General features: G+C 48.7%; 15 protein-coding genes. 11 read left to right on the forward strand and 4 right to left on the reverse strand.

Annotated elements, in window-relative coordinates:
• Positions 1–370 precede the first annotated feature (370 nt).
• From hpnD to apaG, 6 genes are all read left to right on the forward strand, one after another.
• Entirely contained in the window at positions 371–1,219 is an 849-nt protein-coding gene (gene hpnD, locus HMPREF3139_RS08965; RefSeq protein WP_070461646.1) for a presqualene diphosphate synthase HpnD, read from the forward strand.
• Positions 1,216–2,520: a hydroxysqualene dehydroxylase HpnE gene (hpnE, locus tag HMPREF3139_RS08970; protein WP_070461647.1), complete on the forward strand. Its 1,305-nt coding sequence runs from the start codon at positions 1,216–1,218 to the stop codon at positions 2,518–2,520. The genes hpnD and hpnE overlap by 4 nt, the downstream gene beginning before the upstream one ends.
• Before the next feature lie 95 nt (positions 2,521–2,615).
• Complete coding sequence (locus tag HMPREF3139_RS08975) at positions 2,616–3,335, forward strand: SDR family oxidoreductase (RefSeq protein ID WP_070461648.1); 720 nt, start codon at positions 2,616–2,618, stop codon at positions 3,333–3,335.
• A 186-nt stretch (positions 3,336–3,521) separates the two neighbouring features.
• Positions 3,522–4,478, forward strand: coding sequence for a thiamine-phosphate kinase (gene thiL, locus HMPREF3139_RS08980; protein WP_070461649.1), 957 nt, complete (start codon positions 3,522–3,524; stop codon positions 4,476–4,478).
• Positions 4,471–4,959, forward strand: coding sequence for a phosphatidylglycerophosphatase A family protein (locus HMPREF3139_RS08985; protein ID WP_070461658.1), 489 nt, complete (start codon positions 4,471–4,473; stop codon positions 4,957–4,959). The genes thiL and HMPREF3139_RS08985 overlap by 8 nt, the downstream gene beginning before the upstream one ends.
• A gap of 96 nt (positions 4,960–5,055) precedes the next feature.
• The gene (gene apaG / locus HMPREF3139_RS08990; protein ID WP_003682575.1) at positions 5,056–5,424 is read left to right on the forward strand and encodes a Co2+/Mg2+ efflux protein ApaG; all 369 of its coding nucleotides are present in this window, start codon (positions 5,056–5,058) and stop codon (positions 5,422–5,424) included.
• 67 nt (positions 5,425–5,491) lie between these two features.
• Here the strand turns inward: apaG and HMPREF3139_RS08995 are convergent, their stop codons facing one another.
• Positions 5,492–5,788, reverse strand: a complete 297-nt coding sequence (locus tag HMPREF3139_RS08995; RefSeq protein ID WP_049323125.1) for a DUF2288 domain-containing protein — start codon at positions 5,786–5,788, stop codon at positions 5,492–5,494.
• A 270-nt stretch (positions 5,789–6,058) separates the two neighbouring features.
• On the opposite strand from HMPREF3139_RS08995, the gene HMPREF3139_RS09005 reads away from it, so the two are divergent.
• From HMPREF3139_RS09005 to HMPREF3139_RS09020, 4 genes are all read left to right on the forward strand, one after another.
• Positions 6,059–6,784 (forward strand): metal ABC transporter ATP-binding protein, encoded by a 726-nt coding sequence (locus HMPREF3139_RS09005; protein WP_141743145.1) that lies wholly within the window; start codon positions 6,059–6,061, stop codon positions 6,782–6,784.
• Between the two features lie 76 nt (positions 6,785–6,860).
• The gene (locus HMPREF3139_RS09010; RefSeq protein WP_003685375.1) at positions 6,861–7,736 is read left to right on the forward strand and encodes a metal ABC transporter permease; all 876 of its coding nucleotides are present in this window, start codon (positions 6,861–6,863) and stop codon (positions 7,734–7,736) included.
• 79 nt (positions 7,737–7,815) lie between these two features.
• Positions 7,816–8,721 (forward strand): metal ABC transporter solute-binding protein, Zn/Mn family, encoded by a 906-nt coding sequence (locus tag HMPREF3139_RS09015; RefSeq protein ID WP_141743144.1) that lies wholly within the window; start codon positions 7,816–7,818, stop codon positions 8,719–8,721.
• 267 nt (positions 8,722–8,988) lie between these two features.
• Positions 8,989–10,326, forward strand: a complete 1,338-nt coding sequence (locus tag HMPREF3139_RS09020; protein WP_070461652.1) for a sodium-dependent transporter — start codon at positions 8,989–8,991, stop codon at positions 10,324–10,326.
• A gap of 127 nt (positions 10,327–10,453) precedes the next feature.
• Here HMPREF3139_RS09020 and HMPREF3139_RS09025 read toward each other — a convergent pair whose 3' ends face one another.
• From HMPREF3139_RS09025 to HMPREF3139_RS09040, 3 genes are all read right to left on the reverse strand, one after another.
• Entirely contained in the window at positions 10,454–12,430 is a 1,977-nt protein-coding gene (locus HMPREF3139_RS09025; RefSeq protein WP_070461653.1) for a TonB-dependent copper receptor, read from the reverse strand.
• A gap of 211 nt (positions 12,431–12,641) precedes the next feature.
• Positions 12,642–13,489, reverse strand: a protein-coding gene (locus HMPREF3139_RS10760) for an IS630 family transposase (protein ID WP_107769225.1) whose coding sequence is annotated in 2 segments (ribosomal slippage) — positions 12,642–13,174 and positions 13,174–13,489 — 849 coding nt in all. Because the reading frame shifts where the segments join, the coding sequence is not laid out codon by codon here.
• 197 nt (positions 13,490–13,686) lie between these two features.
• Positions 13,687–15,330, reverse strand: a complete 1,644-nt coding sequence (locus HMPREF3139_RS09040; RefSeq protein ID WP_070461656.1) for a lactate permease LctP family transporter — start codon at positions 15,328–15,330, stop codon at positions 13,687–13,689.
• A 393-nt stretch (positions 15,331–15,723) separates the two neighbouring features.
• Between HMPREF3139_RS09040 and HMPREF3139_RS09045 the strand changes: the two genes are divergently transcribed.
• Positions 15,724–16,497, forward strand: a complete 774-nt coding sequence (locus tag HMPREF3139_RS09045) for a FadR/GntR family transcriptional regulator (protein ID WP_070461657.1) — start codon at positions 15,724–15,726, stop codon at positions 16,495–16,497.
• The last annotated feature ends 47 nt before the right edge of the window (positions 16,498–16,544 follow it).

Consider the following 16,544-nt stretch of genomic DNA (forward strand, 5'->3'; position numbering starts at 1 on the left):
TGGGCAGTGGCAATGAAGACTTGGACCAATGGGGCTTTCATTGAGTGAAAAAGGACAAACGGATAAGGTGCCTCCTGTCGGATAGGGATACAAAGATAAAGATAAAGGGAAGAAAGATATGTACTTAAAAGCATTTGACGGAAAACGGAATGGGGCAGCTGTACAGAGGGGCTACTCCTTGATACAGCTGTTGGTGGTGATGCTGCTGGTTTCGATATTGGCGACGTCGGATATTAGGCCGTCTGAAAGATACTTAAGAATAGCTTTCAGACGGCCTTGTTGTAAGATGAATTTTTGATATTGGCGTACTTTTTTAAATACAGATAAAATCCCTGTTAATTATTTATAACGATATTTTTTAGGATACACAGTGCTTGCTTTGGATTATTGTCATCAAAAGGCTGCAGAAAGCCATTCCAGTTTTTTATCCGGCTTTCGTTTTTTATCGGTAGAAAAACGAAATGCGCTCACTGTTTTATATGCTTTTTGTCGCGAACTAGATGATGTGGTTGATGGCTGTACCGATCCAAATGTAGCTCAGATAACGTTGAATTGGTGGCGCAGTGATTTGGAGAAAGTATTTAATAATGAGATGCCTGAGCATCCCGTTCATCAAGCTTTAAAAGATATTCGGGTAAATTTTGATTTGCCGAAGAATGAATTTGAAGCTTTGATTGATGGCATGCAGATGGATTTGGAGCAGGCTCGTTATGGTAGTTTTGATGAATTAAAGCTGTATTGCCACCGTGTTGCAGGGGTAGTGGGATGCCTTATTGCGCGGATTTTAGGTTTTTCCAATCTGAAAACTTTGGAATATGCGGACAAAATGGGTTTGGCTTTGCAGTTGACGAACATTATTCGCGACGTGGGCGAAGATGCGCGGCAGGGAAGAATTTATCTGCCGATAGAGGAAATGCAGAAATTTGACGTACCTGCCAATGTAATCATGCAGTGCAAACCGACAGATAATTTTGCAAAATTGATGCAATTTCAAGTGAATAGGGCGCGTGAAACTTATCGTGAAGCGATGTTGCTTTTGCCGGCCGTGGATAAGAAATCGCAAAAAGTCGGCTTGATTATGGCGGCTATTTATTATGCGTTGTTGAATGAAATTGACCGTGATGGTGCGCAAAATGTTTTGACTTATAAAATTGCGATTCCTTCTCCCCGTAAAAAACGTATTGCTTTGAAAACTTGGCTGTTTGGATTTAAACCATGAATAAGCGTCCAAAAATTGCTGTGATTGGTGCCGGTTGGGCAGGTTTGTCTGCGGCGGTCTCTCTGATTCATCGAGCTGATATTTCTTTGTTTGAGGCCGGGAGACAGGCTGGCGGTAGGGCGCGTGCCTTGTCCGGGAAAGATGATGGATTCAGCTTTTTGGATAATGGACAGCATATCTTATTGGGCGCGTATCATGGTGTTCAAACTTTGATGCAACATATTGGTGTTAAACCCGAGTCAGCCTTTTTACGCCAGCCTTTGCAATGGTACATCCATGAAGGATTACAGTTTCAGACGGCCTCTCTGCCTGCGCCTTGGCATTTGCTTGTCGGTATCCTGCGTGCGAAAAATCTTTCTTTTTCATTGAAAATCAAATTGCTGTCGGATATGTCGGCATTGCAACGGTGGGCAGCTCATCATAAAACCGATTTGACGGTTGCAAAGTGGTTGAGAACACGAAATGTTCCCCGCAGTCTGCTTGGCCAATTTTGGCAACCTTTGGTTTGGGGTGCTTTAAATACTCCGTTAGAACAGGCATCGTTGCGTATTTTATGTAATGTATTGAATGATGGCGTGTGGTCTGAAAAGGCGAACAGCGATTATCTTTTGCCTAAGCAGGATTTAGGGCGGATCGTAGCCGAACCGGCTTTGGCGTTCCTACTCACGCATGGTGCAAAGATACATCTTGAAACTCGTGTTTCACATTTAAATCATCATATCGATGACCGAATTAAAATCAATGGTGAAGTATTTGATGCGGTGATTTTGGCTGTTGCGCCATATCATGTTGACGCACTTCTGCCCGAAGATACGCCTGACTATATTCAGACGGCCTATCAATCGTTGAGTTACCATGCGATTACCACGGTTTATTTGCGTTATGCCCAAGCAGTCAAACTGCCAGCACCTTTAACCGGGTTCTCTGATGGTACGGCGCAATGGGTGTTACATCGGGGGGCATTGGGTTTACCGGATAATGAAGTCGCGGTTGTCATCAGCGTTTCCGATTGCACCGAGGCTTGGAAGGATAAAGATTTGGCCGAGAAAGCTCATGAGGACATTAAGCGGATTTGTCCGGATTTGGGTAAGCCTGAAGCCGTACGCATTATTACGGAAAAGCGCGCGACTACGGCGGCAACGGTTGATTTTGTACAACCAGATTTCTCATGGTTGCACCATCGCCGTATTTATCCGGCCGGCGACTATCTCCATCCGCGCTATCCGGCAACATTGGAGGCTGCGGTTCAGTCTGGCTTTGCAGCGGCTGAAAAGCTTATGCTGGATTTACAGGTTGAATAAACGGAGGCCGTCTGAATGTTCAGACGGCCTTTTTGACTTTACAAAACTTACCAAGCCGATACAATATCCGAAACCATAAAGTTCAAGGAAAAGTCATGACGACATTAGCGAACAAAACGATCTTGATTACCGGCGCATCCCAAGGCTTGGGTGAGCAGGTTGCCAAAGCTTATGCGACTGCGGGAGCGACTGTCATTTTGGTGGCGCGTCATCAAAAGCGTTTGGAAAAAGTATATGATGCCATTGTGGCTGCGGGCAGCCCTGAGCCGTTTGCCATCTGCTTTGATTTAATGAGCGCGGAGGAGAAAGAGTTTAAGCAATTCGCGGAAACTATTGATGAAGCAACCGGCGGAAAATTGGATGGCGTGGTGCATTGCGCCAGCTATTTCTATGCCTTGTCGCCATTGGACTTCCAAACCGTATCGGAATGGGTCAACCAATACCGCATCAATACCGTTGCGCCTATGGGCTTGACCCGTGCGCTGTTTCCATTGTTGAAGCAATCCGGAGACGCTTCTGTGATTTTTGTCGGCGAAAGCCACGGTGAGAAACCGCAGGCCTATTGGGGCGGTTTCGGTGCCTCCAAAGCCGCGCTCAATTATTTGTGTAAAGTGGCCGCGGATGAGTGGGAACGTTTTGACAACCTGCGTGCCAATGTTTTGGTGCCGGGAGCCATCAATTCGCCGCAACGTATCAAATCTCATCCGGGCGAATCGAAAAGCGAACGTAAAAACTACGAAGATGTCCTGCCGCAATTTATTTGGTGGGCAAGCCGAGAGAGCAGGGGGCGGACAGGCGAAATCGTCTATCTGTAAATATACCTGCTCAGAGTGGTTTGAAAACATGAGGCCGTCTGAAATCTGTATCTTCAGACGGCCTTTAACTTATTGAGTTTTATATCTAATAATATGAAAGTTTGATGTTTGACGTGTTAATAGGCACTCATCAGGCTGGCACAAAATTAGATATAGTAATCTAAGTTATAGTTGTATTGGATAAATATGACGGAATTTGACTTTATCAGACAATATTTGCAACGACAAAAATCGGAAGGTCTGATTTTGGGCATAGGGGACGATGCCGCTATTATTCGCCCAAGTAACGGATTTGATTTATGTTTTAGCGCTGATATGTTGGTCAAGGGCAGACATTTTTTTGAAGATGTTTTGCCCGAAGATTTGGCATGGAAAATGCTTGCAGTAAACTTATCCGATATGGCCGCTATGGGTGCCAAGCCACGTTGGGTGTTGCTCAGTGCTGCGCTGCCTGAATTGAATCAAGACTGGCTCAAACGTTTTTGCGATAGCTTTTTTGCTTTGGCCGCGCGTTTTGATACGGTGTTGATTGGTGGCGATACCACCAAAGGCGATTTGGTCTTTAATGTAACAATAGTAGGTGAAGTTCCGACAGGGAATGCCCTGCGGCGTGATGCGGCCGAAGTCGGCGACGATATTTGGGTATCGGGTCGGTTGGGTTTGGCTGCCGCTGCTTTGAACAAACATCTGGGGCATTATCAATTGCCGTCTGAAATCATGGCGGTTTGCGATGAGAAATTGCTCCGTCCAGAGCCGCGCGTTTCATTGGGTCAGGCATTGTTGCCGTTTGCCCATGCCGCGCAAGATATTTCAGACGGCCTGGCTCAAGATGTGGGGCATATTTTGAAAGCCTCTGCTGTCGGGGCGGAAATATTTGCCGATTGTGTGCCGTCGTTGCCTGAATTGAAAAATGTGTTGTCGCGCGAACAATGGTTGTCGGCAGTATTGGCCGGCGGCGATGATTACGAACTGATTTTTACTGCCGCTCCAGAAGATAGGGAACGCGTTTGTCAGGCAGCGGAACAAAGTGGCGTACCGGTCGCCCGAATTGGTAAAATTACTGACTCAGGCCGTCTGAATATTGTGGATGCCGAAGGCGGCGTATTGGAACTGACTTCTTTAGGATTTGATCATTTTGGCTGAACGTAAACCTACTTTTTCTTGGCTGTTGCACAAACCATTGTGTTTTTTGGGATTCGGTTTCGGCAGCGGCTTGTCGCCGATTGCGCCGGGTACGGCCGGAACGCTGGCAGCATTACCTCTGGCTTTTGTATTGTGCCTGTTGGGCATAGACGGCTGGATATTGCTTTTATTGTGTATCGCCTTGTTTTTCTGGGGTATCCGCATTTGCGGTTATACCGAGAGGGAACTGGGTATTCAGGATTACGGCGGTATCGTCTGGGATGAAATTGTCGCGATGCTGCTGGTGCTGTCGCTGATTCCGTTCAAATGGAGCTGGTGGCTGGCGGCTTTTGTTATTTTCCGCTTGTTTGATGCGTTGAAACCATGGCCGATCAAATGGTTTGATCGGCGGATTCATGGAGGTTTAGGCATTATGCTTGATGATTTGATTGCGGCTGCGATGACCTTGATGGTCTTGGGCCTGTTTTATTGGATCGCGTGATGCGTTTTAAGTGTTTCGACCCTTTGCAAAAATAGGGCGGATACGCCGGAATTATCCGGATTGAAATAAAATAAATACCATACGGGGTAAACAATTATGAATGAAATCGAGATTAACGTGGAGCCGCGTTATATGGCCGGTCAGAGTGACGTCTATCGCGACCGTTACGCCTTCAATTATCTGATCACCATCTGCAACCGCAGTGATGAAATCATTACTTTGCGTCAGCGTTTTTGGGAAATCACCGACGGACACGGTGAGACAGAGCAGGTTGGTCATGCCGGCTTGATTGAAGAGCAACCTGTTTTGTACCCGGGCGAAGCCTATGAGTACAACAGCGGTTCGCAAATCAGCACGCCTTGGGGCAGTATCGAAGGCGCGTATGAGTTTGAAGACAGCATCGGCAAACGTTTCGTTATCGGGGTGCCGAAGCTTGAATTCAAAGCAGGCTTTACTTTGCAATAGGTCGTCTGAAAAATGAAAAACCGGAACATGCGAAATGTTCCGGTTTTTCATTTTTCAGACGACCTTATCAGTCTTTGCAAGGCTGTACCAATACCCACGGCGCTACAACGACCGCCCACATTTCTTGCTTATCCGCTAAAAATGTGCGCGCCATATCATCGCTGACGGCACCGAATTTGCCTTGTTCCATCCATTGTTTCAATGGCGCGGCTTCATCTTCGGCAACATGACGGGCGACGGCAATCAAATCCAAATCGGGCGCAACATAGACGGCGGCACCGCGTGCGAAGTGGGGTTGCAGCTCTTCCCATGAAATGCGGGCAGTTTCGGTATTGAGTTTTTCGTTTAAGAGTGGAATAGACATAGGGCAATCATCAAATAAAAAATGGATTGTAACCGATATTCGGCCTTTTGCCCGATGCCGTCTGAAAACGAAAGAAATTTACAGGGTTAACGTTATACAGTATCATTTTAATGTTTTAATTTTCTTTCAGACGGCCTGTTGTCCGTATTCGGGCAAGGGCGGTTTTAGGCTTATGAATTCTGTATTGTTGACCGGATTGCTGCAAAGGCTGCTGATTGCGCTTGCCGCATTGGCGGCGTTGTGGGCTGTATATTTTTGGGCGGTGTCGCCATGAGTATCGTGGTGGAAAATCTGACGGTCAGCTATCAGCGCAGGCCGGTGGTGCACCATGTCGATATGGTGTTTGAAGATGGCAAAATGTGGACGATTTTCGGGCCGAACGGCGCGGGTAAATCGACTTTGCTCAAAGCCATTATGGGCTTGCAGAAGACGGACACGGGTAGCGTGCGCTATGAAAATATGGCGCGCAAGGACATTGCCTATCTGCCGCAGCAGTCGGATATTTATCGCAGCCAGCCGATGACAGTGTTTGAACTGGCGGCGATGGGGCTGTGGTATGAAATCGGCTTTTTCGGGCGTGTGAACGCGGCGCAGAAAAAGCGTGTGATGGCGGCTTTGGAACGCGTAGAAATGCAGGATTTTGCCACGTGCCAAATCGCGCACTTGTCCAATGGTCAGTTCCAACGCGTATTGTTTGCACGGATGCTGGTGCAGGATGCCAAATTTTTGTTGCTGGATGAGCCGTTTAATGCGGTGGACGCGCGGACGACTTATGCGCTGTTGGAAGTTTTGCGCCAGTGCCATCAGGACGGTCAGGCAGTGATTGCCGTGTTGCATGATTACGAGCAGGTGAGGGCATATTTTGCCAACACGCTGCTTTTGGCGCGTGAAAAAGTGACTGCCGGTGCGACGGAAAATGTGTTGACCGATGAATTTTTGGCGCAGGCCAATCGAATGATGCAGAAACAGGAAGCGGCCGATTGGTGCGCGGTTTAATGGACAAGGCCGTCTGAAAGTTAGTATTTTTCAGACGGACTAAGGCTTTCAGAGATTAATAAAAAAGCGATAAAACATGGATTTATATGATTTGGTCGTCGCGCCGTTCGCCGAATTTGACTTTATGCGCTATGCCCTAGCGTCGATTTTCTGCCTGGCATTGAGCGCGGCGCCTGTCGGTGTATTTTTGGTGATGCGCCGCATGAGTTTGGTGGGCGATGCCTTGAGCCATGCGGTTTTACCCGGTGCGGCCATTGGCTATATGTTTGCCGGTTTGAGTTTGCCTGCGATGAGCGTCGGCGGTTTTGCGGCCGGTTTGCTGATGGCTTTGCTGGCAGGTTTGGTCAGCCGGTTTACTTCATTGAAAGAAGACGCAAACTTTGCCGCATTTTATTTGAGCAGCCTCGCCATCGGTGTGGTTTTGGTCAGCAAAAACGGCAGCAGCGTGGATTTGCTGCATTTGTTGTTTGGCTCGGTATTGGCAGTGGATATTCCGGCTTTGCAGCTGATTGCCGTTTCTGCGAGCGTCACTATTTTGCTGATGGCGGTCATGTTCCGTCCGCTGGTGTTGGAAAGCATAGACCCTTTGTTCCTCAAGGCTGTCGGCGGCAAGGGCGGCTTTTGGCATGTGTTGTTTTTGGTGCTGGTCGTGATGAATCTGGTTGCCGGTTTTCAGGCATTGGGTACGCTGATGTCAGTCGGCTTGATGATGTTGCCGGCGATTACCGCCAGACTGTGGGCAAAAAGCATGGGTTGGCTGATGATTTTGTCTGTCGCATTGGCTTTGCTTTGCGGCTTGGCAGGGCTGTTGTTTTCCTACCATATCGAAATCCCGTCCGGCCCGGCGATTATTTTATGCTGCGGCACGCTTTATCTGATTTCCGTCGTGTTCGGTTGGGAAGGCGGCATTTTGGCAAAATGGCTGCGCCGCAAGAAACACCGCACGGCATGATTTTTCAGACGGCCGCTTGAATAATCAGGCGGTCTGTCTTATGATGATGTTAATGTTACGTTATATCACTGGAGAGAATATGAAACATTGGAAACTCGGCATCGTTGCCGCATTATTGACCGGTGCAGCTTATGCCGCTCCGCTGCCTGTTGTCACCAGCTTCAGCATTTTGGGCGACGTGGCCAAACAGATTGGCGGTGAACGTATTGTTGTTCAAAGCTTGGTGGGCGCAAACCAAGACAGCCATGCCTACCACATGACCAGTGGCGACATCAAAAAAATCCGCAGTGCCAAATTGGTATTGCTTAACGGTTTGGGCTTGGAAGCCGCCGATGTACAGCGTGCAGTCAAACAGAGTAAAGTTCCTTTAGCCGAAGCGACCAAAGGCATTCAGGCTTTGAAAGCAGAAGAGGGTGGCCATCATCATGACCACGATCATGAAGGCCATCATCACGATCACGGCGAGTTTGACCCACACGTTTGGACCGATCCCGTCCTAATGGGCACTTATGCTCAAAACGTTGCCAATGCGCTGATTCAAGCCGACCCTGAAGGCAAAACCTACTATCAGCAACGTTTGGGCAACTATCAAATGCAGCTGAAAAAACTGCACAGCGATGCGCAGGCTGCCTTTAATGCCGTACCTGCCGCCAAGCGTAAAGTTTTGACCGGACACGACGCGTTCTCTTACATGGGCAAACGCTACAATATTGAATTCATCGCCCCTCAAGGCGTGAGCAGCGAAGCCGAGCCATCTGCCAAACAAGTGGCTTCCATTATCCGCCAAATCAAACGCGAGGGCATTAAAGCCGTCTTTACTGAAAACATCAAAGACACGCGCATGATTGACCGTATTGCCAAAGAAACCGGTGTCAATGTCAGCGGACGTTTGTATTCTGATGCATTGGGTGGCGCACCGGCCAACAGCTACATCGGCATGTACCGCTACAATGTCAAAGTTTTGACTGATGCCATGAAAAAATAAAGCGGCTTAAGGATAAAGGCCGTCTGAAACTTGGAAAACAAGGTTTCAGACGGCCTTTTATATGCTTATTTTTAAAATAAACCGTCAAATTTAAAATATAAAAATAAAATTTATGCTATTAAAAGTTTAATTATAAAAAATTCATGCTAATTTGCCTGGTAAGTACGCACCATCCGTGCGAATTGCTTATCAGCAGTCTGGCAGCCACTCACGGCTTGACTTCACCCTGTTACAATTCGGCATCTTCACGTTTCTTAATATTACATCATGAGCAACCATTCATCTTGGTCATCCAAAATCGGCTTTGTGCTTGCTGCGGCAGGCTCGGCCATCGGTTTGGGTGCAATTTGGAAATTCCCTTATACGGCCGGTACCAACGGCGGCGCCGTATTTTTTCTTTTGTTTTTGATTTTCACCATTTTGGTGGCTTTACCGGTTCAACTGGCCGAGTTTTACATCGGCCGCACGGGCGGTAAAAACGCCATCGACTCCTTCAAAGTATTGCGCCCCGGTTCGCAGTGGCCGTGGGTTGGCCGCATGGGCGTGGCCGCTTGTTTTATCTTGCTGTCGTTTTACAGCGTGGTCGGCGGCTGGGTATTGAACTATGTGGTACACAGTTTTACCGGCGAAATTCACGTTGGCGCAGACTTTAAGGCCCTGTTTGAAAATACGATTTCTTCACCGTTTGGCTCGCTGTTTTACCAAGGTTTGTTCATGCTGATTACCATTTGGGTGGTCAAAGGCGGCGTTTCAGACGGCATTGAAAAGGCAAACCGCGTATTGATGCCGGGTTTGTTTATCCTCTTTATCGCGCTGGCTATCCGTTCGCTGACCTTGCCCGGCGCAATGGAGGGCGTGGCATTCTTGTTGAAACCAGATTGGTCGTATTTGAAACCGGGCACAATGCTGACTGCTTTGGGTCAGGCGTTTTTTGCGTTGAGTATCGGCGTGTCCGCGATGATTACCTATGCCTCGTATTTGGGTAAGGATCAGGATATGTTCCGTTCCGGCCATATGATTATGTGGATGAACCTGTTTGTGTCGCTGCTGGCCGGATTGGTTATTTTCCCTGCGGTATTTGCCTTCGGTTTTGAACCCGGCCAAGGCCCTGGTTTGATTTTTGTCGTGTTGCCTGCGGTCTTCATGAAAATGCCGATGGGTACATATTTGTTTGCCGTGTTCATGCTGTTGGTTGTCTTTGCGACGCTAACTTCCGCATTTTCGATGCTGGAAACCGTTATCGCGGCAACCATCCGCCAAGACGAGAAAAAGCGCAGCAGCCACGCTTGGGTAACCGGCATTGCGATTTTCATAGTCGGTATTCCTTCGGCGCTGTCTTTTGGCGTATGGAGCGAGTTTAAAATTTTCGGCAAAACCATTTTTGATTTGTGGGACTTCATTATTTCTGCCGTCATCATGCCGATTGGCGCATTGAGCGTTGCCGTGTTTACGTCATGGGTTCAAGATAAACAGTCCGTTCTGCGCGATGCAGGCATGGGCAGTACCATTCCGAAACAGCTGCTTTACCTGTGGCTGGGTGTGCTTCGCTATCTTGCGCCGATTGCGATTATTGTGGTGTTCATCAACTCTTTGGGTTTGATTTAATCTGATAGTGAGAAAACAGTCCGGTGTTGCATTGCTTCGACGGACTGTTTGTTTAAAAATATCCTTAAAAATATTAAGGCCGTCTGAAAATTTTTCAGACGGCCTTTTTATATACGCGCGAGGCTGATTAGAACTTCGCTTGCAGTCTCAGCCATGCAGTACGGCCGGGTTCGTTCACGCGCATGGTTTGTGTACCGGCAGACGGGTCGCCGCCGCGGCTGACGAATTCAGCATAGGTTTTGTTGAACACGTTGTCCACGCCGCCTTGCAATGTGGCGTATTTGCTGAATTTCCAACCGGCATTGAGCGAGAGTACGCCAAAGCCTGAAGAGGCACCGATGTCTTGGCCGACGATATTACCTTGGCCTTTGCTGTAACGGTTTTGTTTGGCTACGACGCGCCATAATGCTCCTGCGCTGAATTTGCCGTTGTCAAAGGCGAGGGTGTTGTTCCACTCGAGCGGCGGGGTTTGTGCCAAAGGTTTGCCGTCGGTACGGTTTTTGCCGTGGGTGTAGGCGAGGCTGGTGCCAACTTCCCAGTTAGGCGCAAATGCCCATTTGACTTCGGCTTCGCCGCCAAAGCGTGAAGCGTTGATGTTGCGTACGTTGAAATCCATGCCTTGGCGCTCCATCATGATGAAGTCTTTGATGTTGCTGCCGAATACGGATACAGATGCGTGGAGGTTAGGACGTTTCCAGATTACACCAGCATCGATTTGGCGGTTTTGCTCTGCGCGGATGGCTTTGTTTTCGGAGCGCAGGCGTTCCCAGTAGTCAGGCGCACGTTCGGCAATACCGAAGCCGGCATAGTATTTCAGGCCGTTGTCCGTATTTCTTTCCCAACGCAGGAAGCCTGAGTTCAAATTGAATTTTTGATGTTTCAAAACGGGGTTGGTCACGCGCGCGGTATCGTAATGCGCTTTGACTTGGTCATGGCGCAAACCTGCTACCCAGCGTTGATTGTCGGTTTGCTGCCAAGAGGCTTCGGTGAAAATACCCCATTGTTTGAAACTTTGGTTGGGCATGTAAGGCTTGTGGCTGTAGCCGTCGCCACCACGCTCCATGCGTGCGACGTGGACGTCGTCCAGATAATCCAAACCGGTTTGCAGGTTGAGCTTGTCCCAGTCGAAAGTGGCTTTCAGACGGCCTGTATCGGTATTGCGTTTAGGGTTGTTGGCATTTTTAATCTGCATACCGGCAGGGGTGCGGATGGTACGCAGGCTGTATGTGTCCATCACGTGGTCGATTTCGCTTTTACCATAGCGCAGTTCCAACTCGCTGAACCATGGGGTAAGGTTGCGTTGGGTAAAGCGGATGTTCCATGCATCACGGTCGAATTTGCTGCCGTCCATCATGCGGTCGGCGTAGGCAACCTTGGCCCTGCTGCGCTCGTATGTGCCGGCAATGGTGGTGTTTTCGGTCGGGGTGATGCCCAGTTGCAGCATTTGGCTGTCACGTTTGAAGTTGGAGTGAATGCGGTTGCCGTCGCCGTCTTTGTAATCGTCGGCTTCGTTATGGGAAATATTGCTGCGGACGTAGCCGTATTTGCCGCCGAACTCGGCTTCCAACGAGCCGTCAAGACGGTCGTTGCTGCCTGCCGTCAGGGTAGCGTTAACGTTGTAAGGTTTTTCAGTGAAATCAGGGTCTTTGCGGATAAATTGCACCGAGCCGCTGACCAATCCCATGCCTTGGGTTACGGTTTGCGGGCCTTTGGTAACGACAACTTTATCAAACGAATTGGGGTGGATATAGGCAGTCGGCGGGTCCATGCGCATACCGCAACCGCCATAAATAAACTGGTCATCGGCATTGACGGAGAGGCGCGAGCCGCCCAAACCGCGGAACAGCGGATCGCCCGAGCTGCCGCCTTTGCGGATGATGCTCATGTTGGGCACGGATTGTAAAAGGTCTGCCCCGTCTCCGGCAGGGAGGGGTTGCAAAGCAGCTTTGGGGTTGAAAGTAACGCGATTGGCTTTTTCTTGTTGTGTGCCGGTGACGGTGACAGGGGAAAGGGTAACCGTTTCTTCAGGTGTAGGGTTAGTCTCTGCCCATGCTTGGGATACGGCTAAGACGATAGGCAAGATAAGTAATGGTGGGTATTTCATATCGTTTCTCTCTATTATTAGGAATTATATTAACTAATACCTAGGTATTATACATAAAGTCTAGTGAAATAGAAGCAGTGGGATTTTAATCTAAATCAATATTTTCAGATTTTTGGCGTATAGGTTGTTTATTAAGATTGGTCATACCAAAATATTGATTTGAAGACATTGGTGAGGTTAATCAATAAAAATGAATGTGTTTGAATTATAGTCAATTAAAATCAAAATAGGACAGTAACGCATCGTCAAATCGGGCGTAATCAGACAATACGGTTCGCAGATACCGCTTAATATTCGCCCACACCTTCTCAATCGGGTTGAGCTCAGGTGAATAAGGTGCAAGAGGCAATACCTTATGTCCCAATTTTTCCGCCATTTCCCGTAAGACACCCATACGGTGAAATCGCGCATTATCTAAAATAATCACCGATTTTTGAGTCAATGCGGGCCGTAGGCATTGCTGAAACCACGCTTCAAAAAAGACTCCGGTCATCGTATTTTGATAAACCATCGGAGCAATCAGCCGGTTGCCGACTTGTGCGGACACCAGAGATAAGCGTCGGTATCTTTTTCCACTTATCTGCGCTTTCACTATTTGCCCTTTCAGGCTGCGGGCATAGGGACGGAACAGGTAGCGGTCAAATCCTGTTTCATCCAAATAAACGCGTTGGTAGTCGGAAAATTCGGCCAGCTGTGTCAAATAATGCGTTACTTTGGCCGGATCTTGTTCTTTGTAAGTGGTGGTCTTTTTTTGCGCGTCATCCCCATCTGTTTGAGTGCATAGCAAACGGCGGCTGGCGTACAATCAAAATGTTTGGCGATTTTATGCAGATAGGCATCCTGGTGTTGCCCAACATATTGAGCCGGTTTTTGCCTATCCAATTTGACGGCATTTAGACCGGTAACTTGATGTTTTAGGCTGCCTGTTTGTTTTTTAAGGCGAATCCACAGGTAAAGCGTGTTTCTTGACAAGTTAAACGTTGCTGCGGTTTGGCTGATGTTTTTGCATTGTTCGTAATAGTTTAAAGCTTTGTTTCTTAAGTCCGCAGAGTATGCCATGGTTAAACCTTCAAAGTTGAGTATTGTACCATTTTGTTTTTAATTGACTATAACTTAAGCCATCTTCGATTCACGCATTCCCCTACTGTTTAAACGAAACGGAAATGACGGTAAACCCGATCACGCCCACAACGACAAAAAGGTCGTCTGAAACCCAAATTGGATTTCAGACGACCTTTTATTTCAAGCCGGTTGGCTTATTTGTTGAAGAAAACCAGCGTCCACGGCAAAACATAAGCTTGCAGCAGGGTCAGCAGGCCGACGAAGGTACAGAAAATCAAGCTGTGTTTCACGGTGAAGCGGAACAGGTTGGATTCTTTGCCTTCCAGACCGACTGCCGCGCAGGCGATGGCGATGGATTGCGGCGAAATCATTTTGCCGGTCACGCCGCCGGTGGTGTTGGCAGCGACGGTCAGCTCGGGTACGACGTTGATTTGATGCGCGGTGCTGGCTTGCAGCGAACCGAAGAGCGCGTTGGCGGAGGTGTCCGAACCGGTCAGGAATACGCCCAGCCAGCCGAGGAACGGCGAGAAGAACGGGAACACGGTGCCGGTGGCGGCGAGGACGAGTGCCAATGTGGACGACAGGCCTGAATAGTTTGCCACGAATGCAAAGCCAAGTACCAAGCCGATAGACAGGATGGACAGGCGCAGTTCTTTGAGCGTTTCAAAGAAAGTGCTGACGGCTTCGGAGGGTTTCATTTTCAGCAAAGCGGCGGAAACGATGGAAGCAAACAGGATTGCCGTACCGACTGCGCCGAGGAGGTCAATTTTGAACACGGCGGCGTATGGTGTCGGTTCGCTGACGATGGGCGCGGCTTTTTGTACCAAGTTGTGCAGCATCGGCCAGTCGAATTTGATGGTGGCAACGCCCAAAGCCTCTTTAACACCCTTAATCGTCCACACGCTGACGAAAACGGTCAGGATGGCGAAAGGCGACCAGGCTTTGATGATTTGCCCGGCAGTGTATTCGCCCGCTTTGCGTTCGGACGGTTTTTTCATGCCGTTGAAGGTGAAGATTTCTTTAGGCTGCCATTTTTTCAGGAAGGCAGACAGGCAGACCAGGCTGACCAATGCGGAGGTCACGTCGGGTAACTCGGGGCCGATGAAGTTGGCGGTAATGAACTGGGTAGTGGCGAAAGACACGCCTGCCACCAATACGGCAGGCCAAGTTTGGCGTATGCCGCGCATACCGTCCATCATGGCGACCAACCAGAAAGGAACGATAATCGACAGGATCGGCAGTTGGCGGCCGGCGACCTGACCGATGTGGTAAGGGTCGAGGTTGGACACTTGACCGGCAACCAAGATTGGAATACCCATCGCACCGAAAGCCACGGGTGCGGTATTGGCAATCAAACACAAACCGGCGGCGTAGAGCGGGTTAAAGCCTAAGCCCACCAACAACGAGGCGGTAATCGCCACCGGCGCGCCGAAGCCTGCCGCACCTTCGAGGAATGCGCCGAAGGAGAAGCCAACCAGCAACATTTGCAGGCGTTGGTCTTCGGTAATCGAAATCACGGAAGCGCGGATGATGTCGAACTGCCCTGTTTTCACAGTAATTTTATACAGGAACACAGCAGTAACGATAATCCATGCAATCGGCCACAAACCGTAGGCAAAGCCGTACAGCGCGGAAGAAACCGCCATGCCCGCAGGCATTCCGAAACCTAATACGGCAACGCCAAGTGCAATCAGCAGCGTATAAAGCCCCGCCTGATAACCCTTGAGCTTCAAGACGGTCAGTGCAACAAAGAAAAAGATAATGGGCAGGAGGGCGACGGCTGCCGTCAAATACAGGCTGCCGCCCACTGCGGTATAGTTTTGAATCCAAGTTTCCATTGGGAAAATCTCCGAATATTTTTCTAATATACTTTCCTAAATTGGTAAAACCAATTTTTTGAACGGAGGACACTTTACGAAACTTTAATATGGCAGTCAATTATTTTTTTAAGCAACCTTGCTACATAAGTGCAAAATTGTTATTTAATTTTAAATAAAACAAAACATTATATGAATTGTAAAAATGTAACCCGATATAGTTTTAAACCATATTCGGGTAGAACAAGCCATATTGACGGGATATGGCCGGTTAATTAGAATACCGCGACATTGGGCACACCAATTTGGTCATGCCAATTTTGACGCAGATTGCCATTTCAGACGACCTGCCGCATCACATTATCGGATTTGAGTCTTCTTCATAGGAAAATATGAAGAAAAAGAGGAATTACAATGACAAAACTGGTTCGGCCACAAAAAATCAGCGACCAAATATTGTCGATATTAGAAGAACGGATTGCGACTGGCGTTTACGAAAAAGGCGGCAAAATCCCGCCCGAACGTACCTTGGCGGAAGAATTCGGCGTATCGCGCCCCTCGGTCAGGGTCGCGCTGAACATCCTGATTGCGCGGCAGGTTTTGGAAGCGCGTCAGGGCGATGGCTATTACGTTTCCGTCAAACCGCAACAAGATTTCCTCCAAAGCTGGCAGGAATTGCTCGGCAAACATACCAACTGGGAAACCGACGTTTTCGATTTCAGCTGTCACGTTGAAGGCTGTATGGCGGCACTGGCCGCCGAAAGACGGACTGACGCCGACTTGAAACGGATTGACTTTTGGCGGCAGAAATTTGAAGCGGCCTGCGAAAGCGGAAATTTGGAGCATCAAGCCGAAGCAGACGTTAGCTTCCATCAAACCATTGCCGATGCCGCACACAATATCCTGTTCAGCCACCTTTCCAGCAGCCTGCTCAAAATGCTTTATCAGCAAACACGCAGCGGCATTATCTATATCCATCAAACCGAAGACCCGCGCCCGACGCTGATTGCCCAGCACAGTGCTATTTTTGAAGCCATTGTCCAGGCCAAACCAGCCGAGGCGGCGGAAGCGGCAAAACTGCATTTGAATTATGTCGCCCGCCGCATTTTGCAGGACAGGGAATATCAAAGCCACAGCGAGCATGCGGACGTATTGGCGCAAAATGATTTGAAACGGGTAGATTGGTAGCGTTTAAAAATAATGGGTATACGGATTTAATGGTTGATGGGGCACCT

The organism is Neisseria sp. HMSC15G01 (genome assembly GCF_001808255.1).
In the GTDB taxonomy this organism is placed as follows: Bacteria; Pseudomonadota; Gammaproteobacteria; order Burkholderiales; family Neisseriaceae; genus Neisseria; species Neisseria subflava_A.